At 45.1% G+C, this 22,277-nt stretch carries 21 protein-coding genes and 1 pseudogene; 17 read left to right on the top strand and 5 right to left on the bottom strand.

Annotation, left to right across the window (positions count from 1 at the left end):
- Positions 1 to 6 precede the first annotated feature (6 nt).
- The 4 genes from chrA to ompA all read right to left on the bottom strand — a co-directional run bounded on the left by chrA (position 7) and on the right by ompA (position 3,433).
- Positions 7 to 1,326, bottom strand: a complete 1,320-nt coding sequence (chrA, locus tag ICE88_RS01910) for a chromate efflux transporter (RefSeq protein ID WP_216248817.1) — start codon at positions 1,324 to 1,326, stop codon at positions 7 to 9.
- Positions 1,327 to 1,332: 6 nt separating this feature from the next.
- The gene (locus ICE88_RS01905) at positions 1,333 to 2,037 is read right to left on the bottom strand and encodes an HAD family hydrolase (protein ID WP_216248815.1); all 705 of its coding nucleotides are present in this window, start codon (positions 2,035 to 2,037) and stop codon (positions 1,333 to 1,335) included.
- Entirely contained in the window at positions 2,037 to 2,732 is a 696-nt protein-coding gene (ubiG, locus tag ICE88_RS01900; RefSeq protein WP_216248813.1) for a bifunctional 2-polyprenyl-6-hydroxyphenol methylase/3-demethylubiquinol 3-O-methyltransferase UbiG, read from the bottom strand. Before ubiG ends, ICE88_RS01905 begins: the two co-directional genes overlap by 1 nt.
- A 131-nt stretch (positions 2,733 to 2,863) precedes the next feature.
- Entirely contained in the window at positions 2,864 to 3,433 is a 570-nt protein-coding gene (ompA, locus tag ICE88_RS01895; RefSeq protein WP_216248811.1) for an outer membrane protein OmpA, read from the bottom strand.
- Between the two features lie 106 nt (positions 3,434 to 3,539).
- Between ompA and gyrA the strand changes: the two genes are divergently transcribed.
- From gyrA to cysM, 16 genes and pseudogenes are all read left to right on the top strand, one after another.
- Positions 3,540 to 6,263: a DNA gyrase subunit A gene (gyrA, locus tag ICE88_RS01890; RefSeq protein WP_216248810.1), complete on the top strand. Its 2,724-nt coding sequence runs from the start codon at positions 3,540 to 3,542 to the stop codon at positions 6,261 to 6,263.
- Positions 6,256 to 7,347 (top strand): 3-phosphoserine/phosphohydroxythreonine transaminase, encoded by a 1,092-nt coding sequence (serC, locus tag ICE88_RS01885; RefSeq protein WP_216248804.1) that lies wholly within the window; start codon positions 6,256 to 6,258, stop codon positions 7,345 to 7,347. Before gyrA ends, serC begins: the two co-directional genes overlap by 8 nt.
- The gene (pheA, locus tag ICE88_RS01880) at positions 7,337 to 8,416 is read left to right on the top strand and encodes a prephenate dehydratase (RefSeq protein ID WP_216248802.1); all 1,080 of its coding nucleotides are present in this window, start codon (positions 7,337 to 7,339) and stop codon (positions 8,414 to 8,416) included. The genes serC and pheA overlap by 11 nt, the downstream gene beginning before the upstream one ends.
- A gap of 16 nt (positions 8,417 to 8,432) precedes the next feature.
- Entirely contained in the window at positions 8,433 to 9,569 is a 1,137-nt protein-coding gene (hisC, locus tag ICE88_RS01875; protein ID WP_216248800.1) for a histidinol-phosphate transaminase, read from the top strand.
- 2 nt (positions 9,570 to 9,571) lie between these two features.
- Positions 9,572 to 10,453 (top strand): prephenate dehydrogenase/arogenate dehydrogenase family protein, encoded by an 882-nt coding sequence (locus ICE88_RS01870; RefSeq protein WP_255535163.1) that lies wholly within the window; start codon positions 9,572 to 9,574, stop codon positions 10,451 to 10,453.
- 14 nt (positions 10,454 to 10,467) lie between these two features.
- A complete protein-coding gene (gene aroA, locus ICE88_RS01865) occupies positions 10,468 to 11,778 on the top strand; it encodes a 3-phosphoshikimate 1-carboxyvinyltransferase (protein WP_216251726.1) in 1,311 nt (436 codons plus the stop codon).
- Positions 11,779 to 11,789: 11 nt separating this feature from the next.
- Entirely contained in the window at positions 11,790 to 12,905 is a 1,116-nt protein-coding gene (locus ICE88_RS01860) for an NAD(P)/FAD-dependent oxidoreductase (RefSeq protein WP_216248797.1), read from the top strand.
- A 74-nt stretch (positions 12,906 to 12,979) separates the two neighbouring features.
- Positions 12,980 to 13,651, top strand: a complete 672-nt coding sequence (cmk, locus tag ICE88_RS01855) for a (d)CMP kinase (protein ID WP_216248795.1) — start codon at positions 12,980 to 12,982, stop codon at positions 13,649 to 13,651.
- A gap of 109 nt (positions 13,652 to 13,760) precedes the next feature.
- Positions 13,761 to 15,437 (top strand): 30S ribosomal protein S1, encoded by a 1,677-nt coding sequence (gene rpsA / locus ICE88_RS01850; RefSeq protein WP_089515422.1) that lies wholly within the window; start codon positions 13,761 to 13,763, stop codon positions 15,435 to 15,437.
- Positions 15,438 to 15,526: 89 nt separating this feature from the next.
- Positions 15,527 to 15,832 (top strand): annotated as a pseudogene (locus ICE88_RS01845) (integration host factor subunit beta); the annotation flags it as partial.
- Positions 15,833 to 15,858: 26 nt separating this feature from the next.
- The gene (locus ICE88_RS01840) at positions 15,859 to 16,098 is read left to right on the top strand and encodes a lipopolysaccharide assembly protein LapA domain-containing protein (protein ID WP_216248793.1); all 240 of its coding nucleotides are present in this window, start codon (positions 15,859 to 15,861) and stop codon (positions 16,096 to 16,098) included.
- A gap of 6 nt (positions 16,099 to 16,104) precedes the next feature.
- Positions 16,105 to 17,316, top strand: a complete 1,212-nt coding sequence (gene lapB, locus ICE88_RS01835; RefSeq protein ID WP_216251723.1) for a lipopolysaccharide assembly protein LapB — start codon at positions 16,105 to 16,107, stop codon at positions 17,314 to 17,316.
- Between the two features lie 66 nt (positions 17,317 to 17,382).
- Complete coding sequence (rfaE1, locus tag ICE88_RS01830; protein ID WP_216248792.1) at positions 17,383 to 18,324, top strand: D-glycero-beta-D-manno-heptose-7-phosphate kinase; 942 nt, start codon at positions 17,383 to 17,385, stop codon at positions 18,322 to 18,324.
- The gene (gene rfaD, locus ICE88_RS01825) at positions 18,321 to 19,340 is read left to right on the top strand and encodes an ADP-glyceromanno-heptose 6-epimerase (protein WP_216248790.1); all 1,020 of its coding nucleotides are present in this window, start codon (positions 18,321 to 18,323) and stop codon (positions 19,338 to 19,340) included. Before rfaE1 ends, rfaD begins: the two co-directional genes overlap by 4 nt.
- A gap of 88 nt (positions 19,341 to 19,428) precedes the next feature.
- Positions 19,429 to 19,923, top strand: a complete 495-nt coding sequence (locus tag ICE88_RS01820; RefSeq protein ID WP_370624414.1) for a ComEA family DNA-binding protein — start codon at positions 19,429 to 19,431, stop codon at positions 19,921 to 19,923.
- A gap of 63 nt (positions 19,924 to 19,986) precedes the next feature.
- The gene (gene cysM, locus ICE88_RS01815; protein ID WP_216248788.1) at positions 19,987 to 20,904 is read left to right on the top strand and encodes a cysteine synthase CysM; all 918 of its coding nucleotides are present in this window, start codon (positions 19,987 to 19,989) and stop codon (positions 20,902 to 20,904) included.
- 31 nt (positions 20,905 to 20,935) lie between these two features.
- Here the strand turns inward: cysM and mltB are convergent, their stop codons facing one another.
- Positions 20,936 to 22,162, bottom strand: coding sequence for a lytic murein transglycosylase B (gene mltB / locus ICE88_RS01810; RefSeq protein ID WP_370624413.1), 1,227 nt, complete (start codon positions 22,160 to 22,162; stop codon positions 20,936 to 20,938).
- Between mltB and ICE88_RS08620 the strand changes: the two genes are divergently transcribed.
- Positions 22,098 to 22,268, top strand: a complete 171-nt coding sequence (locus ICE88_RS08620) for a DUF3916 domain-containing protein (protein ID WP_223146537.1) — start codon at positions 22,098 to 22,100, stop codon at positions 22,266 to 22,268. The two genes, mltB and ICE88_RS08620, sit on opposite strands and share 65 nt — an antisense overlap.
- Positions 22,269 to 22,277 lie beyond the last annotated feature (9 nt).

The following is a 22,277-nucleotide window of genomic DNA, read 5'->3' as shown; positions in this document are numbered from 1 at the left end:
ATTTTTTTACAAAACAAATAGTCTGATGCTTGCAAACAAAAGGCAAAGCCCGATGATTTGCATGATGGACCAGCGCCTCATCAACAAGAGGTAAAGCGAGATCAATGTGATGCCAATTGAAAGTAATTCAGGGTTTTGTGTAAAGCCCTTGGGCCAATAAACATGAATCATGAAAAAGCTGCCCAAATGAAGAATCATCCCAACAACTGATGCTGTGATGAATTTCAAGATTTGATTGAGCTTGTCGTATTGTTTGCTGATCTCGACCAGAGGTGCGCCCAATAAGATGAACATGAACGATGGCAAGAATGTGAACCATGTGGCAACAAGGGCACCCAGGGAGCCCGCCCAAAATATATTTTCAATGCCGAGCAACTCTTGTTTAAATGAGCCCAAGAATCCCACGAATGCCACAATCATGATCAGTGGACCAGGCGTGATCTCACCCAGCGCCAAGCCATCCAGTATTTGCGTGGAAGTGAGCCATTGAAATTGTTCAACGCTTGCCTGATACACATAAGGCAATACCGCATATGCACCACCAAAGGTTAAGAAGGCCGCTTTGGTAAAGAACCATGACATTTGACTATAGGTATTGCCCCAGCCAAAGAAGCTGATGAGTAATCCAAAGGGTATTAGCCAAAGCAGTAGGCCGGATAAACCAATTTTAAAAAAGTGTTGAGCGCTTAATTTGGTTTGATTTGCAACCGTAAATTTACTTTCAACTTCAACGGGCTTATTTGGCTTTGCTTTGTGATGAAATAGTCCGGCAAAGATCGCGCCAAATATCACCAGTGGAAAGGGGATATTGAATACAAGCAAAGCTATAAATGTAATCAAACAAACAGTGGTTAATGAAACATTGGTGAGTGTTTTCTTGCCCATCTTGTAGGCGGCAAAAAAGATGATTGCGATCACTGCAGGTTTGACAGTATCAAAGAGAGTGATGAGCCATGCTTGTTCGCCAAAAATCAGATAGACCCAAGACAGGCCAATGAATAAAAACAAGGAAGGCAAAATAAATAAAACACCGGCAATGATGCCGCCCCAAGTTCGATGCATGAGCCAACCCAAATAAGTGGCTAATTGCTGAGCTTCAGGCCCAGGTAGCAACATGCAGTAGTTCAATGCATGAAGAAAGTTTTCTTCAGAAATCCATTTCTTTCTCTCGACCAATTCTTGATGCATGGTGGCAATTTGACCGGCCGGACCACCAAAACTGATGAAACCGAGTTTCAACCAAAACCAAAAAGCTTGGCTTTTGCTCGGAATAGAAATGGTTTGATGATTGAGTGTTTGATCAGGAGTTGATTGAGATGGGTTCATGCTCAATTAACTGGCCAATAAAATGGCACTTAATTCTGATGGGTGTTGGATGATGTGATCGGCACCCCATTCACTGAAGTGCTCATCGCATCCACAGTAGCCATAGGCTGCAGCCACTGTTTTCATGCCAGCAGCTTTGCCGGCTTCAATGTCTCTGAGGTCATCGCCCACATAAATACAATTCGCAGGGTTCACAGAACAAATTTCTGCGGCCTTAAGAATTGGAGCAGGATGGGGTTTTGCAAATGGCGTTGTATCACCACCAATGATGGCTTGACTACGTGTTGCCAAGTTCATCAAGTTCAATAACGGGTGAGTCAAGCGCTCAGACTTGTTGGTCACAATGCCCCAGATGATGGAGTGATTCTCAAGGTCATCCAATATTTCTGAAACGCCATCAAACAACTTGGTGTGAACGCAAATATCTTTTTCGTAGTTTGCTAAAAACTCAAGACGAAGTTCTTCAAATTCTGGATGATCTTTGTCATATCCGAAGGCGCCATAAATTAAGCCCCGAGCTCCAGCTGATGCGCGCGGACGGAGGACTTCATATGGCATGGGATCTAGATTCCTTTTGATGCGCAGAAGATTGGCTGCCGCCACCAAGTCAGGTGCTGTGTCAGCCAAAGTACCATCTAAATCAAAAAAGACTCCCTCATAAAGAGGTGTTTTTCTTGCTTTCGATAAAGACTCTGAATCTGAATTCGCCATTAGGTATTTTTTGAAGTTGCGATCATGTAGTTAACGTCGGTATCGCGACCCAGTGAATAAACTTCTGTGAAAGGGTTGTAGGTCATACCCATCAGTTCATTCATTTGTAAATCAGCTTGTCGAATAAATTGACTGAGCTCTGAAGGCTTGATGAATTTTTTGTAATCGTGAGTACCTTTAGGAAGCAAACGAAGTACATATTCAGCCCCAATGATGGCAAATAAATAAGATTTAGGGTTTCGATTCAAGGTGCTGAAGAAAACATGCCCACCAGGCTTCACCAGAGTTGAGCAAGCTTGAATGATGCTCAATGGGTCAGGTACATGCTCAAGCATTTCCATGCATGTCACCACGTCATATTGGCCAGCTTCTCTTTGCGCCAAATCTTCAGCGCTGATCAATTCATAGTCAACTGGAACAGAGGTTTCTAAGCTATGAAGCTCGGCCACCTGCAAAGCTTTTTTAGAGAGATCAATCCCCTTGGTCTTGGCACCCATCTTGGCCATCGATTCAGCCAAAATGCCACCGCCGCAACCAACATCAAGAACTCGCTTACCTTCTAGACCGATGTGCTGGTTGATCCAGTTCAGGCGGAGAGGGTTGATGGCGTGTAAGGGCTTAAATTCGCTGGTAGGGTCCCACCAGCGATGAGCTAAAGCGCTGAATTTATCTAATTCGGTTTGATCTGCATTCATGCCTCTATTCTAATCAAGTGAATAGAAGTTTGTTGAAAGCTTGGGGTAGCAGATCCTGTGGACCGGTGTGGAGAAAATGTGGACGTAAAAAAACCCGGCAGAACCGGGTTTTTAAATAAAACTAAACTAAATTAGTTCTTACGTGTACCGATAGCTTCGATTTGAACGCGACGGTTCTTAGCGCGACCTTCTTTAGTCTTGTTATCAGCAACTGGCTGTGACTCGCCTTTGCCTTCAACGTAGATACGCTTAGCTTCGATACCTTGGCTTACCAAGTATTTCTTAACTGCTTCAGCGCGACGGATAGACAATTTTTGGTTGTAAGCATCTGTACCGATTGAGTCTGTGTGACCAACAGCAACGATCACTTCAAGAGTCAAGCTCTTTACTTTGCCAGCCAAGCTGTCCAAGCTTGCTTTAGCAGCAGGCTTAAGAACTGATCTATCAAAATCAAACAATGCGTCAGCATTCAAAGTAACTTTTGCAGCTGCCATTGAAGATGCACCGGCAGCAATCGCGCCATCACAACCTGGAGCAGCAGTTGCTGGGGTCCAGTTGGCATTGCGCCAGCAAAGTTCATTTGTACCGTTCTTCCAAACGATACCTGTGCTGTTTACCCAGTTATCAACTGATTTTTGAGCAAAAGCGCTTGAGCTGATAGCGATACCAGCAATAGCAAGTAGTTGTAGTAGTTTTTTCATTTTTATTCCTCAAATTATCTGTGTGGAGGCTGATCCAAATTGGATACCCCGCATTTTAGCACTATAAATCATATAAATAACAGTCTGTGAGTGATAAAATCGCCTGATGGAAATTACACAAAATAACGCTGCTAAAGAGACACTCCCAATATCCCTAGAAGACGAGATGCGTCGGTCCTATTTGGACTATGCCATGAGCGTCATTGTGGGCCGAGCTTTGCCCGATGTGAGGGACGGTTTAAAGCCCGTTCACCGTCGTGTTTTGTTCGCGATGCATGAGCTAAATAACGACTGGAACAGGGCTTATAAGAAGTCTGCCCGTATCGTCGGTGACGTGATCGGTAAGTATCACCCCCATGGCGACTCCGCTGTTTACGACACCATCGTTCGTATGGCGCAGGATTTCTCCTTGCGTTACATGCTGGTTGATGGTCAGGGTAACTTCGGTTCTGTGGACGGTGATAACGCTGCGGCGATGCGTTACACGGAAATCCGTTTGGCGAAGATAGCCCATCAGCTATTAGACGATTTAGATAAAGAAACTGTTGATTTCGGACCGAACTATGACGGTAGCGAAAAAGAGCCATTAATTCTTCCGGCAAAAATACCTAATTTGTTGATCAATGGATCATCAGGTATTGCTGTGGGTATGGCCACCAACATTCCTCCGCACAACTTAGATGAAGTTGTGTCTGCTTGTTTGCATTTACTCAATCATCCAGAGTGCACGATTGATGATTTGATGGAAATCATTCCAGCCCCTGATTTCCCAACAGCTGGAATCATCTACGGTATCCAAGGCGTTAAAGATGGTTACCGAACTGGTCGTGGTCGCGTGGTCATGCGTGCTAAGACTCACTTTGAAGACATGGAGCGCGGTTCACGTCAGGCGATCATCGTTGACGAATTGCCGTACCAGGTCAATAAAAAGACTTTGCTTGAGCGCATCGCCGAACTCATCACTGAGAAAAAGGTTGAGGGTATTTCAGATATTCGTGATGAATCTGATAAATCCGGTATGCGTGTAGTGATTGAATTGAAGCGTGGTGAAGTACCTGAAGTGGTGCTGAACAACTTATATAAATACACGCAGCTGCAAGATACATTTGGTATGAACATGGTGGCCTTGGTTGATAACCAGCCACGCTTGTTGAACTTGAAACAAATGTTGGATTGCTTCTTGTCACACCGCAGAGAAGTGGTGACACGTCGAACTGTTTTCGAACTTCGTAAAGCGCGTGAGCGTGGTCATGTGCTCGAAGGTTTGGCTGTTGCTCTTGCCAATATTGATGAATTCATCAAAATCATCAAAGCAGCACCAACGCCTCCAGAAGCGAAGCGTGAATTGCTATTGAAGTCTTGGGACTCTGAAGTTGTGCGTGAGATGTTGGCGCGTGCAGAAAAAGATGCGCCTGGTGGCCGTAATTCATTCCGTCCTGAAGATTTGGATCCAGCTGCTGGTATGCAAGCAGATGGTTTGTATCGTTTATCAGAAGGTCAGGCTCAAGAGATTCTACAAATGCGCTTGCAGCGCTTAACTGGTCTTGAGCAAGACAAGATTGTTGGCGAATACAAAGAAGTGATGCTTGAGATTGCTAATTTATTAGACATCTTGGCCAAGCCTGAGCGCATCACAGTGATCATCACTGAAGAGCTTCAAGCAGTTCAAGCTGAGTTTGGTCAAGCGGGCAATGACACAGGTCGTCGTTCACGCATTGAGATGAATGCCACTGAACTATTCACAGAAGATTTGATCACTCCACAAGATTTGGTTGTGACCTTGTCTCACGGTGGCTATATGAAGAGCCAACCTTTGTCTGAGTACCGTGCGCAAAAACGCGGTGGTCGTGGCAAGCAAGCTGCTGCAACCAAAGACGAAGACTGGATTGATACATTATTCGTTGCCAACACCCATGACACGATTTTGTGTTTCTCAGATCGCGGCCGTATGTACTGGTTGAAGGTGTGGGAAGTTCCACAAGGTGGTCGTGCATCACGTGGTAAACCAATTGTGAATATCTTCCCATTGGTTGAAGGTGAAAAAATCACAGTGATTCTTCCAATCAAAGCCTACGAAGATGACAAGTATGTGTTCATGTCAACTCGCAAAGGTGTGGTGAAGAAATCACGTTTATCAGATTTCTCTAATCCACGTAAGGCCGGCATCATTGCTGTTGACTTGGATGAGGGCGATCATTTGGTAGGTGCTGCGATCACTGATGGTCGTCACGATGTGATGTTGTTCTCCGATGCTGGTAAAGCAGTTCGTTTTGATGAGAACGATGTGCGACCAATGGGTCGAACAGCTCGTGGTGTTCGCGGTATGAATTTAGATGCTTCACATGAAGTGATCGCCATGTTGGTGGCGCCTGCTGAAGTTGAAGGTCAAACAAATGCTGTTGATGAAAATGGTGCGCCATTGCCGGGTAGTGTTCTAACTGCAACCGCTAACGGTTACGGTAAGCGCACACCAATCGCAGAGTACACCCGTCATGGCCGCGGTACTAAGGGCATGATTGCGATCCAAACAAGTGAGCGCAACGGTAAAGTGGTTGCTGCTGTTTTGGTCTCAGAACAAGATCAAATCATGTTAATCACAACAGGTGGTGTGTTGGTTCGCACGCGTGTTGCTGAGATTCGTGAAATGGGTCGTGCCACTCAAGGTGTGACTTTGATCAACGTTGATGAAGGCACTCAATTGTCAGGTTTGCAGCGCATTGCTGAAAGCGATGATGACGAGGGTGATGAAGTTGATGATGAGTCAGCTGATGGAACAGTGGGTGGCGTAGCGACTCAAGAAGATGAGGGCGGGGAGCCGGAGAATGTTTGATCGCCGCGTTTTTAACTTCGCACCAGGGCCAGCAACGCTTCCTGAAGAAGTTTTAAAACAGGCCGCCGATGAAATGCTCAACTGGAATGGTTTGGGCATGGGCGTGATGGAAGTCAGTCATCGTGGCAAGCCGTTCATGGCTTGTTACGAAGAGACTTTGTCAGACCTTCGCGAGTTAATGAATGTTCCCGATAACTACGCTGTCTTGTTTTTGCAAGGTGGCGCTATCGGTGAGAACGCAGCGATTCCAATGAACTTGATGCCATTGGCCAGCAATGGCCCCAAGGCAGATTTCATCGTCACTGGTATTTGGACAGAAAAATCTGTCAAAGAAGCGGCCAAGTATGGTCAAGCTCACGTTGCAGCTTCAAGTGCCAATACCGGCTTTACAAGCATCCCTGATCAAAAGGATTGGCAGTTGTCGGATGATGCTGCCTATGTGCACATTTGTTCGAACGAAACTGTTGGTGGTGTTGAGTTTCAACAAGTGCCTAAAGTAAAAAAGCCATTAGTGGCCGATGTTTCTAGCAATATTTTGTCCAGAGTTTTCGACATCAATGAATTTGGTGTTTTGTTTGGTGGTGCGCAAAAAAATATTGGTCCTGCTGGTTTGAGTATCGTGATTGTGCGCAAAGATTTATTGGGTCATGCAATGCCTATCACGCCAATGGTGTGGGATTGGGCCAAGCAGGCTGAGAATGATTCAATGCTCAACACGCCGCCAACTTACAGTATTTATTTGGCTGGTTTGGTGTTTAAATGGTTAAAACGCCAAGGTGGTGTTGCTGCCATGGAAAAAATAAATATTGCTAAATCAAATTTGCTTTATGGTGCGATTGATTCAAGTAGTTTGTTCACATCTAAAGTTGATGCAAGTTGTCGCTCACGCATGAACGTTACTTTTTATCTGAAGGATGAAAAGTTAAATGACGCTTTTGTAGAAGGCGCTGCTAAGCAAGGTTTGATGAATATCAAAGGTCACAAGAGTGTTGGCGGAATGCGCGCCAGTATTTATAACGCTATGCCAATGGCTGGTGTGCAAGCATTGGTTGAGTACATGAAGGAGTTTGAACGTGGCTGCTGATGATAAAGATTTAGCTCCTTTGCGCGCTCGGATTGACTCTATAGACCAGCAACTTTTAGAGTTACTGGCGGCTCGTGCCGAAGCTGCTCAAGCAGTAGGCAAAATCAAGCATGATGTGAATGCCCCAGTTTTTCGTCCAGAACGTGAGCGTCAAGTCATTGATGGTTTGATTGCAAAAAACAAAAGTCCTTTGGCGGCTGATGGCATCACCTACATTTGGCGAGAAATCATGTCTGCATGCCGCGCCTTGGAAGCCCCAGTGCGCGTTGCTTATTTGGGGCCTGCGGGTACATTTTCAGAGCAAGCTGCGTTCGCTCAGTTTGGACAGTCGATCAGCAAAGTTCCTTGCTCAAGCATCGATGAGGTGTTTCGTGCAGTGGATGCTGGCGCAGCTGATTTTGGTGTTGCACCTGTTGAAAATTCATCGGAAGGTGCGATTTCAAGAACATTGGATTTGTTACTGGACACTGATTTAAAGATCACTGGTGAAGTGGCTTTGGCCATCAAACATCATTTGTTGACCAAATCAGGGAATTTGGATGGTGTGACACGTGTGATGGCTCACCCTCAAGCTTTGGCACAGTGCCAGCGTTGGTTATCAAGCAATGCTCCTAAATTAGATCGTCAAGCAATGAGCAGTAATGGCGAGGCAGCAAAGCTAGCAGCTCAAGACCCAACGGTTGCTGCCATTGCTGGCGATTCAGCTCAGCAACAGTATGGCTTGCAAGCAGTACAAAGTCAGATTCAGGATGACCCGCACAACCGCACACGTTTCGTGATCGTGAGCCACGGCTCATGTCAGCCTTCAGGTAAAGATCAAACTTCTGTGATTCTTTCCGTAAACAATAAACCTGGTGCTGTGCATCAGTTATTGGCCCCAATGGCTAAACATGGTGTTTCAATGAATCGTCTTGAGTCACGTCCAGCAAGACGTGGCACTTGGGAATATTTCTTTTACATCGACATGGATGGCCATGCCAATGATCCAAAGGTTGCTGCCGCGTTAACTGAATTGCAAGCTGAGGCGGCGTTTTTCAAAAACCTAGGCTCATACCCACGCAGTCATTAATTAGGAAAGATTGATCATGGCCAACGAGGGTGGACAAAACACCGAGCAATTAATTGGACTTCAGCACGTAAGGGACATTGCGCCTTATGTTGGCGGCAAGCCCATCAGTGAAGTTGCTCGTGAATTTGGTCTTGATGAAACCAAGATTGTTAAGTTGGCGTCCAATGAAAACCCATTGGGCATGCCTGAGTCTGCTAAAAAAGCGATGGCAAAAGCGGCTGAAGATTTAGGCCGCTATCCTGATTCCAATGGTTTTGAACTAAAAAATGCCTTGGCAACAAAACTCAATGTATCGGTTGATTGGATCACTTTGGGTAATGGCAGCAATGACATCTTGGAGTTGACTGCCAGAGCTGTTGCGCAAGAAGGTGATGAAGTTGTTTTCTCTAAGCATGCCTTTGCGGTTTATCCATTAGCCACTCAAGCGGTTGGTGCGAAAGCGATTGAAGTTCCTGCCACCACTGATTTTGGTCATGACTTGCCGGCAATGTTAAAAGCCATCACCGCTAAAACTCGTTTGGTGTTTGTGGCCAATCCAAACAATCCCACCGGAACATTTTTAAAAGCATCTGAGATTGACGCTTTTTTACAAAAAGTACCAGAGCATGTGGTTGTTGTGATCGATGAGGCTTACAACGAATTTTTAACCCCAGAACAACAATACGACGCCATTGCTTGGGTCAGAAAATACCCAAATGTGATTGTTTCAAGAAGTTTCTCAAAGGCCTATGGCTTGGCTGGTTTGAGAATTGGCTATGGGATTGCGCAAAACAACATCACTGATTTATTGAATCGTATTCGTCAGCCTTTCAACGTCAACAGTTTGGCTCAGGCAGCTGCGATTGCGGCATTGGCTGACAGCGCATTTTTAAAGAAATGCTATGACCTGAATTGTGCAGGTTATGCACAGTTGACCAAGGCATTTGATTCAATGGGTTTAACGTACATTCCATCATCCGGCAATTTTGTTTTGGTCAAAGTGGGTGATGAGCCCAATGCCGGTGCCAAGGTTAATTTAGAGCTTTTAAAAGCTGGCGTCATTGTTCGTCCAGTGGGTAATTACGGTTTGCCTCAATGGTTGCGCATTTCTATTGGTTTGCCTGAGGAGAATCAGGTCTTCATCGATGCGCTCAAGAAAATACTTGGGCGATGACCATGACGCAAAATACTTCAGCATTAAAACCTTTAACTCTAGGCATTGTTGGCGTTGGTTTGATTGGCGCTTCTATTGGCTTAGCGCACAAACAAGCCAAAAGCTTCGATAAGGTTTTAGGCGTTGGACGTTCAGAAGTAAATTTAAATGAGGCCATCAAGCTTGGTGCGATTGATCAAGCGGTGAGTCTTGAGCAATGTGCTAAAGAATCAGATGTGATCGTGGTGTGCGTACCTGTTGCGCAAACTTTCAGCATCCTTCATGCGATTGAGCCCCACCTAAAACAAAATGCTTTGATCACTGATGCGGGCAGCACTAAGACTGATGTGATCATGGCGGCTAAAACCGCTTTGGGTGACAAAGTGGCGCAATTTATTCCGGCTCACCCAATCGCGGGTGGAGCACAACATGGTGCGAATGCTGCCAAAGCAGATTTGTACCAAGGTAAAGAAGTGATCCTTTGCCCTTTGCAAGAAAACGCACCAGCGGCTGTAGAAGCCATCAATGAATTTTGGTTGGGCACGGGCGCCAACACGCATCGCATGTCTTCTTTGCAGCATGACGCAGTGTTCGCTGCGATTTCACATTTGCCTCACGTTTTGTCTTTTGCTTTGATGTTGCAGGTGGCTAACTCAGAAGACGCGAATGTCAAATTGGGTCATGCAGGTGCTGGCTTCAGAGATTTCACAAGAATTGCTGCGTCTAGTCCTGAGATGTGGCGCGACATCAGTTTGGCCAATAAAACAGCTCTATTGAAAGAGTTGGATCAATACCTCAACTTAACCAAGCAACTCAGAGACATGATTGCCAAGGAAGATGGCGATGCTTTATTAAAAGCTTTTACGCGCGCCAGTGCGGAACGTCAAAAATGGGAAGGTCGTTGATGACTTCTGGTGTGATTGAATTTATTGAATTAGGACCATACATCAAGGCTGAAGGAACAGTTGCTTTACCTGGTTCGAAAAGTATTTCCAATCGAGTTTTACTTCTGTCCGCACTCGCAAAAGGTACAACCACTCTCAAGGGTTTGTTAGATGCTGATGACACGCAAGTGATGCGTGCAGCGCTTAAGACACTTGGCGTGAACATTGAAGAAACAAAAGAAGATTGCATCGTGCACGGATGCTCTGGCAAATTGCCGAAAGATCAAGCTGATTTATTCATGGGTAATGCTGGCACAGCCATACGTCCCCTGACAGCAGCTTTAGCTATTCTGGGTGGTGATTATCGTTTGCACGGTGTGCCACGCATGCACGAAAGACCGATTGGTGATTTGGTCGATGGCTTGCGAATGGTGGGTGCTCAAGTTGCTTATGAGCAACAAGAAGGATATCCCCCACTGAAGATCTCCAAAGGAACGATACGCACCAATGAATTGATCAAAGTACGCGGTGATGTTTCTAGTCAATTCTTAACAGCTTTGTTGATGTCATTACCTCTCGTTGCTAAAAATGAAATTTGTATCGAGGTGATGGGTGAGTTGATCTCAAAACCTTACATTGATATCACTTTGAAGTTGATGAAACGATTTGGTGTTGATGTGCGCAATGACAATTGGCAGAAATTCTATATTCCAGCCAATGATGGTCAACCGTACAGCAGTCCAGGAAAACTGTATGTTGAAGGTGATGCTTCATCCGCTTCCTACTTCTTAGCAGCCGGAGCTATTGCAGAAGGCCCGATGAGAGTCACAGGCGTTGGTAGAAACAGTATTCAAGGAGATGTGGCTTTTGCTGATGCCTTGAATCAAATGGGTGCCAATGTGATGGCGGGTGATGACTGGATTGAAGTCAGGGGAGTTGATACCCCCAGTGGCAAATTACAAGGCATTGAACTCAATTGTTTGGCAATCCCTGATGCGGCGATGACATTGGCTGTGGCAGCTTTATTTGCTGAAGGCCCTACCAAATTGACCGGCATTGCTAGTTGGAAAGTCAAAGAGACAGATCGCATTGCTGCGATGGCCAAAGAATTAAGAAAAGTGGGTGCAATAGTTGATGCGGGTGATGACTATATTCAAATCACCCCACCAAAAAAATGGCAATCTCCTCCTGAAGGTATTGATACCTATGATGACCATCGCATGGCGATGTGTTTTTCTTTGGCCGCTCTTGGACCTTTGCGTATCAGGATCAATGATCCTGCTTGCGTGGCAAAAACATTTCCAGAGTATTTCAAAGAATTTTCTCAAATTGCAAAATCAATCTAATTGACTCAATCATGAAAACCGAACATGACTTTGAATGCGATGTCATCGTTATTGGCGCAGGGGTGATTGGTCTGGCGGTGGCCAGAAAACTTCAGATGGAAGGTCGCGAGGTCATTCTTTTAGAAAGAAATGACGCCTTTGGCATGGAGACCAGCTCTAGAAATTCTGAGGTGATCCATGCAGGTATTTATTACCCAGCAGGTTCTCTCAAGGCGTTTCATTGTGTGCAAGGCAAGCAGATGTTGTATGCCTACGCAAAAGAGAGATCAATTCCCCATCAACAAATCGGCAAGCTGATTGTGGCCAGTCGTGAAGAAGAGTTGGCCAAACTAGATAGTTATATTCAGGCGGCTCAAGTGAATGGTGTGCATGATTTGCGTCATGTCAGCAAGGCTGAATTAAATGAGCTGGAGCCAGAGGTTCATGCTCATGGTGCTGTGTTATCTCCGAGCACTGGCATCATCGACAGTCACGCTTTGATGCTCTCACTGTTGGGTGATTTTGAAAACGCCGGTGGAAATTTCATTGTTAATTCACCGGTTGATTCTGGACGCGCTGTATCGAACGGCATTCAAATTCAATTGGGTGATGCTGATCAAAGTTTGATATTGGCTAAAACGGTCATCAATGCTGCTGGTTTATATGCCTGTGATGTCGCACGATCCATCGAGGGGATTCGAGAGTCGGCGATTCCGAAACCTTACTATGCGATTGGCCATTACTTCACGATGAGTGGCAAAAGCCCATTCAAGCATTTGATTTATCCAGTAGCGGGTCATGGGTATTTGGGTGTTCATGTCACTTTGGACATGGGTGGCCAAGTTCGATTCGGCCCTGACATTGAGTGGATAGATTCTGTTGACTACGCCTTTGATGATTCTCGTCGCCAACGTTTCATCGATGCAGTTGCTCGCTATTACCCAGCCGTACTAAACAAGGAAGTGAACCCTTCGTACACCGGAATTCGTCCAAAAATCAGCGGGCCTCAAGATCCATCGGCTGACTTTTTGATACAGACTGAGCAGGAACATGGTGTGCCAGGCTTGATTAATTTGCTCGGCATGGAATCTCCAGGACTCACTTCTTGCCTATCAATCGCTGATTTTGTGGCTAAATTGCAGCATTGATCATTTCACATTAAGAAATATTTATACTGATAAAAAGTCGCCACTCTGGCTTAAAACCCTAAAAATCATCAAAAATGACCCAAAACCCCAATACTTTTATCCCTGTGATTGCGATCGATGGACCCACTGCCTCTGGTAAGGGAACGGTTGCTCAATTAGTGGCTGAGCGCTTGGGATATCACTATTTGGACAGTGGGGCACTGTATCGTTTGGTTGGTTTGGCCAGCTTCAAGGTGGGTGTTTCAACGGCCTCTGAGGCGGACTTAATCCCCATTGCTGAAAATTTAAATGTTAATTTTCAAGGAGATAGAGTCTTTCTTGCCGGTGAGGATGTGACCGACCAAATACGCCAAGAGGAAATGGGTAAGCGCGCCTCCGAGGTCGCTGTTCATACCGGCGTCAGAAATGCTTTGATCTCAAGACAGCGAGCTTTTAGGCAAAAACCTGGTTTGGTGGCCGATGGAAGAGACATGGCAAGCGTGATTTTTACGGATGCAGTGACCAAAGTCTTTTTGACTGCCAGCGCTGAGGCAAGAGCTGATAGACGCTATAAACAATTGATAGCTAAGGGCTTTTCTGCTAATATTCAAGTCCTTTTGCAGGATTTACGTGAACGGGATGCGCGCGATGCAAATCGCAGCAATTCGCCACTAAAGGCTGTGGAAGGGGCTCATCACCTCGACACCACGTCAATGACAATCGAAGAGGCGGTGAATCAAGTTCTGAAGTGGCATCAAGCTTTTTAAAAAAGCTCGAGACCACCAAAGAAAAACAAGGAGCCAGTCCTTGCCACGCGAGTACTGGTATGTGCAATCTAACCCGTCGAGTCTTTTGACGGCTTTATAGTGAAAACTCATGTCTGAATCTTTTGCAGCTCTATTTGAAGAATCCCTAGCCCGCTCTAATATGAAGGCTGGTCAAGTTATTTCCGCTGAAGTTGTGCGTATTGATCACAACTTCGTGGTGGTAAATGCCGGTTTGAAATCTGAAGCTTTTATCTCTGTTGAGGAATTCCTTAACGATCAAGGTGAAGTTGAAGTTCAACCAGGCGATTTCGTTTCTGTAGCGATTGACGCTCTAGAAAACGGTTACGGCGACACAGTGTTGTCACGTGACAAAGCGAAGCGTTTAGCTTCTTGGTTGAACCTAGAGAAGGCCTTGGAACAAGGCGAACTCGTTACTGGTGCTGTAACAGGCAAAGTAAAAGGTGGTTTGACTGTGATGGTGAATGGTATTCGTGCCTTCTTGCCAGGTTCTTTGTTGGATACGCGTCCTATCAAGGACACATCTCCATACGAAGGCAAAACAATGGAATTCAAAGTTATTAAGCTTGATCGTAAGCGTAATAACGTGGTGTTGTCTCGTCGCGCAGTGGTTGAAGCTAGCCAAGGTGAAGAGCGCGCTAAGTTGCTTCAAAATCTTAAAGAAGGTACTGTGGTTCAAGGTATCGTTAAGAACATCACTGACTACGGCGCGTTCGTGGATCTTGGTGGTGTTGACGGCTTGTTACACATTACTGACTTGGCATGGCGTCGTGTTCGTCACCCGAGCGAGATGTTGACTGTTGGTCAAGAAGTAACAGCAAAAATTCTTAAGTACGATCAAGATAAAAACCGTGTGTCATTGGGCATCAAGCAATTAGGCGATGATCCATGGGTAGGTATCGCACGTCGTTACCCACCAAACACACGTTTGTTCGGTAAGGTCACTAACTTGACTGACTACGGTTCATTCGTTGAGATTGAAACTGGTATCGAAGGTTTGGTACACGTTTCTGAAATGGATTGGACAAACAAGAACGTTGCGCCAAGCAAAGTTGTTCAGTTGGGCGTTGAAGTTGAAGTCATGGTTCTTGACATTGATGAAGACAAGCGTCGTATCAGCTTGGGTATGAAGCAATGCAAACCAAATCCATGGGATGAGTTTGCTCGTGCACACCAAAAAGGTGAGAAGCTAACTGGCGCGATCAAGTCAATCACTGACTTCGGCGTGTTCATTGGCTTGCCAGGTGGTATCGATGGTCTAGTTCACTTATCAGATTTGTCATGGCAAGAGACTGGCGAAGAAGCTGTTCGCAAGTACAAAAAAGGTGACGAAGTTGAGACAGTTGTTTTGGCTATCGACGTTGAAAAAGAGCGTATCTCATTGGGCATCAAGCAGATGTCTGGCGACCCATTCAATAACTACACATCAACCAGCGACAAAGGCAGCATCGTTGACGGTACTGTGAAGAGTGTTGATGCTAAGGGCGCTGTGATTTTGTTGGCAGACGAAGTTGAAGGCTATTTGCGCGCTTCTGAAATCTCAACAGATCGCGTTGAAGATGCCCGTAACTTGCTAAAAGAAGGTGACGCTGTGAATGCAATGATCATCAATATTGACCGCAAGTCACGCAGTATCAATTTGTCTATCAAAGCTAAAGACAGCGCCGATCAGCAACAGACCATGAGTAAGTTGCAGAACGAAGCTAGTGCAGGTACCACGAATCTTGGTGCATTGCTAAAAGCTAAGATGGACAATCAAGGTAGCTAATAACTACTTTGGTGTAATGTAACGGAAAATCCCCGCTCTTTTTAAGGGTGGGGATTCTCAAAACCAATAAAAAAGAATATTGTTGAGTTATGGACGATTTAGAACGCAGTGATTCATCCACAATCACCCGATCAGAATTGGTAGAGCGATTGGCTCAGGCATTCCCACAGCTATTGCCGCGGGATGTAGAGTTGGCCGTTAAGACATTGCTCGACACCATGTCACAAGCATTGGCTGAAGGCAAACGGATTGAGTTACGTGGCTTTGGCAGTTTTGTGATGCACCACCGTCCACCACGTCAAGGACGAAACCCTAAATCTGGTGAAGCTGTGATGGTTCCTGCTAAGCATGTGCCACACTTTAAGCCAGGCAAAGAGTTGCGTGAGAGGGTTGATTTCCCTAAGAAAGACGACTCTAAAGAATGACCGCTTTTCTGAATGCCGCATTCAGAGCATTGCGGATCATTGGCAGAATCCTTATTTTCATATTTTTAGTATTGCTAGCACTTGGCAATACACATCAAGTTAATTTCCATCTAATTCCAGGTATCCATTGGGATGTTCCATTGATACTTGTTTTATTCATCGCATTCATAGCGGGCATCTTGCTGACTTTGCTCAGTGGTTTGACGCTTCGCCGTTTACAACAAGATCGTAGATAAATCGTGTTGCAGATAGAAACCTGGTGGTTATTCGCCCTCCCAATTATTTTTGCTTTGGGTTGGGTGGGTGCGCGCTGGGACATGCGTTTAGAAAAGCGTGAAAATGAAATCGAGCGTTTGGCTCAGCAGAAGTCAACCTTCAAAGGTTTGAATCTTTTGCTCAATGAGGAGCCTGATAAAGCGATTGATGCGCTCGTCCAAATTGCCCAGTTAGACCCTGAGACCACTGAATTACATTTTGCATTGGGCAGTCTGTTCAGAAGGCGTGGTGAAACTGAGCGCGCTATTCGTGTTCATCAACACTTGGCCAACAGAGATGATTTGCCATCAAGGCATCGTGACCATGCGGCTTATGAATTAGGTCGTGACTTTTTAAGAGCAGGTTTATTGGACCGCGCAGAAACCTCTTTGAATCGCGTCAGCCCTCAGAGCAAATTTGGCATTCCTGCTAAAGAAAGTCTTCTTGAGATGTACCAAGTTGAAAAAGACTGGGCCAAAGCCATCGTGGCATCTCAAGAACTAGAGGTATTACAAAACAAGGGTCGTAAGAAAGAAATCGCTCATTTTCATTGTGAGTTGGCTGATGAGGCATTGCGCCGCAAAGATCTTGCTGTTGCCGCAAAGCATGTTGAATTAGCGATGCAAAGCTCACCCAATCATCCACGTGCGATTATTTTGCAAGGCGATTGTCTGGTGGCACAAAACCAACTCACTCAAGCAGTTGAGGCTTGGTCATTGATTGCAAAAAATCACCCAGCCTACCTACATTTATTGGCCAATCGTTGGATCAACGTTCACCAAGTGCTCGGTAAGGTTGAAGAAGGTCTCCAAGTGCTTGTTGATACATTGGAAACTCAAGCTGGTGGAGAGCTTTTAGATATCACCTTTAAACATGTGATGACTTTGCGCGGAGTGCCCCAGGCCGAAACTTTGATGACAGAAGTGATGCGCCACACACCAAGTTTGACTGCTATGGCCCTAAGAGCTCAGGCTCGCTTGACCATGGCTGAAGTGGCGCAAGATACCAAAGCGGCTCAAGAATTTAAGGCATCCTTGGATTTATTGAAACAAAGAACCAATACATTGGCTCGCTATACCTGCGGTAATTGTGGATTCAGAGCCAAACGTTTTTATTGGCAGTGCCCAGGGTGCAATCATTGGGAAGCCTATTCTCCAAGGCGTGGTGAAGGTGCCGCACCTTCCGGCCCATCCATGTGAGCCTGTTATATTGATTCAATATAAATAGCCAAAAGACCCAAAACATTTAAAAGAAAATTAATCGCCATGGACATTCAACTTTCTTCATCAGATATTCAAGCATTTAAAAAGGCTCGCTTATTGATTGTGGGCGATGTCATGTTAGATCGTTATTGGTTTGGAGATACTGAAAGAATTTCTCCGGAAGCTCCTGTGCCAGTGGTTTTGGTGAGTAAAGAAGACGAACGCTTGGGTGGTGCTGCAAACGTTGCCAGAAATGCTGCGAGTGTCGGTGCGCAAATTTCAATATTGGGTGTTGTTGGCGATGATGAGCCTGGTAAAGTGGTTGAGCGCTTGTTACAAGAGCAAGGTGTTAAAAGTTATTTGCAGCGCGATCCCAGCTTAAGAACTACGGTCAAATTAAGAGTGGTTGCTCGTCAACAACAGTTGATTCGTTTGGATTTTGAAAAAGCGCCAACTCATGAAGCATTATTGAGTAAGTTGGAACATTTCAAATCTTTGCTAAATGAAGTGGATGCAGTGATCTTCTCTGATTACGGTAAGGGCGGATTAACTCATGTCACCCAAATGATTGCTGCTGCAAAAGCTGCTGGCAAGTTTGTGCTGGTCGACCCTAAGGGAGATGACTATAGCAAGTACCAATCAGCATCAATGATCACGCCTAATCGCTCAGAACTTCGTGAAGTCGTGGGGCGCTGGAAGGATGAAGCTGATTTGACGAAAAAAGCACAATCATTGAGAGAAACATTAAAGCTGGATGCCTTACTTTTGACTCGCTCTGAAGAGGGTATGAGTTTATTCACTGCCAATGGTGTGGAGCACGTCAAGGCTCAAGCTAGGGAAGTTTTTGATGTCTCTGGTGCGGGTGATACAGTAATCGCCACCATGGCGGTTGCATTAGCTGCAGGCTGGGCGCCGGGTAAGGCCATGAATTTGGCCAATAAGGCTGGTGGTATTGTGGTGGGTAAATTGGGTACGGCAACTGTTTCATTAGAGGAATTGCAATGACATACATTGTGACTGGCGCAGCAGGATTTGTTGGCGCAAATATCATTCAAGGTTTGAATGCCCGAGGCATTAAAAATATCATTGCTGTCGATGAATTAAACCCAGCTGATAAATACCGCAATTTGGCTGATTTAGAAATTGCTGATTATTTCGATAAATCTGAATTTTTATCAGCTTTTTCCAAGGGTCATTTCGGCAAGGTTACAGCCGTGTTTCATGAGGGTGCTTGTTCCGACACCATGGAAACTGATGGTCAATACATGATGGCGAATAACTACCGTTATTCAATTGATTTATTGGATATTTGCACCGAACATCACGTGCCTTTTTTGTATGCCTCATCTGCGGCCACTTATGGTGGTTCTGATGTATTCAAAGAAGATCGTCAATTTGAGAAGCCACTGAATGTCTATGGCTACTCTAAGTTCTTATTTGATCAAGTTGTACGCCAGCGATTACAAGATGAAGCCACCACTGCTCAAGTGGTTGGATTTAGGTACTTTAACGTTTATGGCCCTAGAGAATCACACAAGGGGCGCATGGCCTCAGTGGCTTTCCATCACTATCACCAATTCATGGAAGCCAATTTGGTTAAATTATTCGGTGAATACGATGGCTACAAAGAAGGTGAGCAAAAGAGAGACTTTGTCTCTGTAGAAGATGTGGTCAAAGTGAATTTATTTTTCCATGATCACCCAGAAAAAAGCGGCATATTTAATTTGGGCACTGGACGTGCACAACCATTCAATGATGTGGCCAAATCAGTGATCAACTCGTTGAGAAAAATCCATGGACACGCCGAACTATCTTTGTCTGATTTGGTTGATGAGAGATTGCTTGAGTACGTGCCATTCCCAGAGGCCCTGAAAGGCAAGTACCAGTCATTCACCCAAGCTGATTTAACAAATTTGAGGGCTGCAGGCTACAAAGAAGACTTCCTAACGGTTGAGCAGGGTGTCAGCAAATACATGACGTGGTTGTCAGACAATTCTGATTTTCTTGCGCAGCCCATGTAAGCACTAAAAAAGCGTCAACCACTGCTTGGTCGACTCGTTATGAAAAAGCTCCATCAATCGATGGGGCTTTTTCTTTAAAGGAGTCTGAATGTTTTTAAAAGTATTTCAACCAATCATCAATTTCATCATGGCAGCTTTTGTGGGCCTATTTTTATTGAGCGGTCATGCTTTCGCTAAGGTGGAAATCAATTCTGCTGATCAAGCGGCACTAGAGTCCGTGCGTGGCTTGGGGCCATCTAAAGCAAAGGCTATCTTGCTTGAGCGAAAAAAGAATGGCCCATTCAAAGATTCGGCTGATCTTCATACCCGCGTTAAAGGGATTGGAAAAAAAACTGTTGAACGCTTGATGCAAAATGGTTTAACCATCAACAATAAAACTGTTGCAGGGGCGGGCAAGGATAAGCCCACAAGCAAAGCCAAAGAGACATCTTCTAAAAGAGCCGCTGATAAAGAAAAAGAAGGCGCCAAAAAAGCGAAGTCAGAAAAAGCCGGTTCAGAAAAAACAGCGAAGCAAAGTAGAAAAGCTAAAGAAGACACAAAGGAAGGTAAGCAAAATAATCAGAAAGGTAGAGAAGCTTCCTAAGCCTATAAGCTTATAAGTAATTGGCATATGACCTTGTTCAAAATACATTAAGATAGGGGTCATATGTCTACTTCACGTCCAAACTATCCGACCATTGCCCAAACTGTTGGCCATACACCATTGGTGCGTTTACAGCGTATACCTGGAGCAGGCAATGCAGAACGAAATAACGTTATTTTGGGCAAGTTAGAGGGTAATAATCCAGCTGGTTCGGTCAAAGATCGACCAGCTTTATCCATGTTCATGCGTGCAGAAGAGCGTGGCGATATCAGTCCTGGCGATACCCTGATTGAAGCAACCAGTGGTAACACTGGCATTGCTTTGGCCATGGTTGCAGCGATCTTGGGTTACAAGATGATTTTGGTGATGCCTGAAAATCAAAGTATTGAGCGCCGCCAAAGTATGGCAGCCTACGGCGCTGAATTAATCTTGACTCCGGCCACAGGCGGCATGGAGTATGCGAGAGATTACGCTGAGCAATTACAAAAAGATGGCAAGGGGAAAATTCTTGATCAGTTTGGCAATAAAGATAATCCCAAGGCTCATATTGAATCAACTGGCCCTGAGATTTGGGAAGATACTCAAGGTCAGGTGACACACTTTATTTCAGCGATGGGCACCACTGGAACAATCACTGGTGTTTCAGTCTATCTCAAAGAGAAGAACGCAAATATTCAAATCATCGGAGCTCAACCGGAAGATGGTTCACAAATACCTGGTATTCGTAAGTGGTCTCCTGAATACATTCCTAAAATCTATGCTGATGCAAAGGTTGATCGCATTGAATACGTGAGTCAAGCTGCGGCTGAAGACATGGCGCGTCGCTTGGCAAGGGAAGAGGGTATCTTTTGCGGCATTTCAGCAGCAGGGGCTTTGGTCGTGGCTTTGAGAGTTGCGGAGAGAATTGAAAACGCCACGATCGTATTCATTGTCTGTGACCGCGGTGACCGCTATCTATCAACAGGCGTTTTTCCAGCTTAATTAAATAGTATTTATTTAAATAATATCTAGCTTATTGGCTGATTGATTTATTGCTTGATTTGGCTGTTACTTTGCTACTTGATGAGCCAGAAGAGTTACTTTTTTTGGCAGTCTTTTTGGTATTTTTAGACTTGTTCGTTGCTTTTTTAGCAACCTCGCTCGCCGGTCTCACATCGTCTAAAGCTTCAGCAAATTCTGCTACTGATTGAGCGTAAAAGAAGCTGCGGTTGTAATCGCAGATCGCTAAAAAGTTACGCAGACCAATCACATAACGAACATCGGTGCCACCATTGTTACCAGGGCTTGGTAAGTCAACGATCAAGCTTGGTGTGTTTGTAGGTAGCGAGCTTTGTTTTAATAATCCTTGGTTCACCAGATGACCTAATTGAAGCTTTGCTTTTGGTTCGCCATCAGCTAAACGTGCGGCATTGTTTTCGGCAGCCTGGCTGCTTTCAATCTCAAGGTAAATCGGCTCATCCTGAACCCAACCATGTACTTTTAAGAAGTTGGCCACGCTTGCAATGGCATCTTCTGGTGAATTTCTTAAATCGATCTTGCCATCTTTATTGCCGTCCACAGCAAACCGCCTGATGCTGCCTGGCATGAACTGAGGTAAGCCGATGGCTCCTGCATAGGATCCAGTTTGGTTCAAACATGTTTTGAATGGTTTTGCTTGGCGGTTCTCTGCCCAGCAAAGCAAAATTAAATCCTCGAGCTGATTCTTGAACAGAGTTTCTCTGGCTATCTTGTTAGGAGTATTGGGGTAGTCGAATCCAAGGGTGCTGAGAGTGTCTCGAACAGAGAACCCTCCCATGTGGCGGCCATAGATGGTTTCAACGCCAATGATTGATACGATGATTTCTGCTGGAACACCAGTTTCTTTTTCAGTTTTTTCAATGAAGGAGCGATGAGTTGCCCAAAACTTCTGACCCGCAGCTAAACGTCTGGGTTCAACAAATCTGCTGCGATAGACTTTCCAGTTCTTTTGAAAGCCTGGAGGGGGTGGCATCACCAGTTTTTTGATTGATGGAATAGCTTTTGTATCATCAAAAGCACGCTTTAAATCATTCAGCGGAATTTGATGATTTTTAGAGACCTGTTCTAAAAAGGCTTGCAAAGAATCTGCGTTGATTGATTCCGCTTGCCCCATGCTGTCTGCCGAAGTGCCACTTTGATTTGATGTCGATGCTTGATTGGATCTGTCACCACTGAGATTGGCGCAGGCCGATAACAAAGTAGCGGCAATACCGCTGATCATCAGCTTAGAAAATCTATTTGTGAGTGATGTGGTGTTATTCAAATCGGATATGTCTTTTTTGAGTTTTGGCTATGGGCTAATGAACCCCATTAAAACAGTATTTTAGGGCTCTAAT

It is taken from the genome of Polynucleobacter sp. AM-26B4 (assembly GCF_018882285.1).
Lineage (GTDB): Bacteria > Pseudomonadota > Gammaproteobacteria > Burkholderiales > Burkholderiaceae > Polynucleobacter.
Note: the sequence above shows the minus strand (reverse complement) of the source record. Positions and strands in the feature narration are given on the sequence as shown.

What these genes read in the sequence shown, in the direction of transcription:
- serC (WP_216248804.1), top strand. Translation starts at nt 6,256, where the DNA reads ATGTTTGATCGCCGCGTTTTTAACTTCGCACCAGGGCCAGCAACGCTT.
- hisC (WP_216248800.1), top strand. Translation starts at nt 8,433, where the DNA reads ATGGCCAACGAGGGTGGACAAAACACCGAGCAATTAATTGGACTTCAG.
- ICE88_RS01870 (WP_255535163.1), top strand. Translation starts at nt 9,572, where the DNA reads ATGACGCAAAATACTTCAGCATTAAAACCTTTAACTCTAGGCATTGTT.
- ICE88_RS01820 (WP_370624414.1), top strand. Translation starts at nt 19,429, where the DNA reads ATGTTTTTAAAAGTATTTCAACCAATCATCAATTTCATCATGGCAGCT.
- mltB (WP_370624413.1), bottom strand. Translation starts at nt 22,162, where the DNA reads ATGATCAGCGGTATTGCCGCTACTTTGTTATCGGCCTGCGCCAATCTC.
- ICE88_RS01840 (WP_216248793.1), top strand. Translation starts at nt 15,859, where the DNA reads ATGACCGCTTTTCTGAATGCCGCATTCAGAGCATTGCGGATCATTGGC.
- gyrA (WP_216248810.1), top strand. Translation starts at nt 3,540, where the DNA reads ATGGAAATTACACAAAATAACGCTGCTAAAGAGACACTCCCAATATCC.
- ompA (WP_216248811.1), bottom strand. Translation starts at nt 3,433, where the DNA reads ATGAAAAAACTACTACAACTACTTGCTATTGCTGGTATCGCTATCAGC.
- cysM (WP_216248788.1), top strand. Translation starts at nt 19,987, where the DNA reads ATGTCTACTTCACGTCCAAACTATCCGACCATTGCCCAAACTGTTGGC.
- rfaE1 (WP_216248792.1), top strand. Translation starts at nt 17,383, where the DNA reads ATGGACATTCAACTTTCTTCATCAGATATTCAAGCATTTAAAAAGGCT.
- chrA (WP_216248817.1), bottom strand. Translation starts at nt 1,326, where the DNA reads ATGAACCCATCTCAATCAACTCCTGATCAAACACTCAATCATCAAACC.
- ICE88_RS01905 (WP_216248815.1), bottom strand. Translation starts at nt 2,037, where the DNA reads ATGGCGAATTCAGATTCAGAGTCTTTATCGAAAGCAAGAAAAACACCT.
- ICE88_RS01860 (WP_216248797.1), top strand. Translation starts at nt 11,790, where the DNA reads ATGAAAACCGAACATGACTTTGAATGCGATGTCATCGTTATTGGCGCA.
- rpsA (WP_089515422.1), top strand. Translation starts at nt 13,761, where the DNA reads ATGTCTGAATCTTTTGCAGCTCTATTTGAAGAATCCCTAGCCCGCTCT.
- rfaD (WP_216248790.1), top strand. Translation starts at nt 18,321, where the DNA reads ATGACATACATTGTGACTGGCGCAGCAGGATTTGTTGGCGCAAATATC.
- cmk (WP_216248795.1), top strand. Translation starts at nt 12,980, where the DNA reads ATGACCCAAAACCCCAATACTTTTATCCCTGTGATTGCGATCGATGGA.
- ubiG (WP_216248813.1), bottom strand. Translation starts at nt 2,732, where the DNA reads ATGAATGCAGATCAAACCGAATTAGATAAATTCAGCGCTTTAGCTCAT.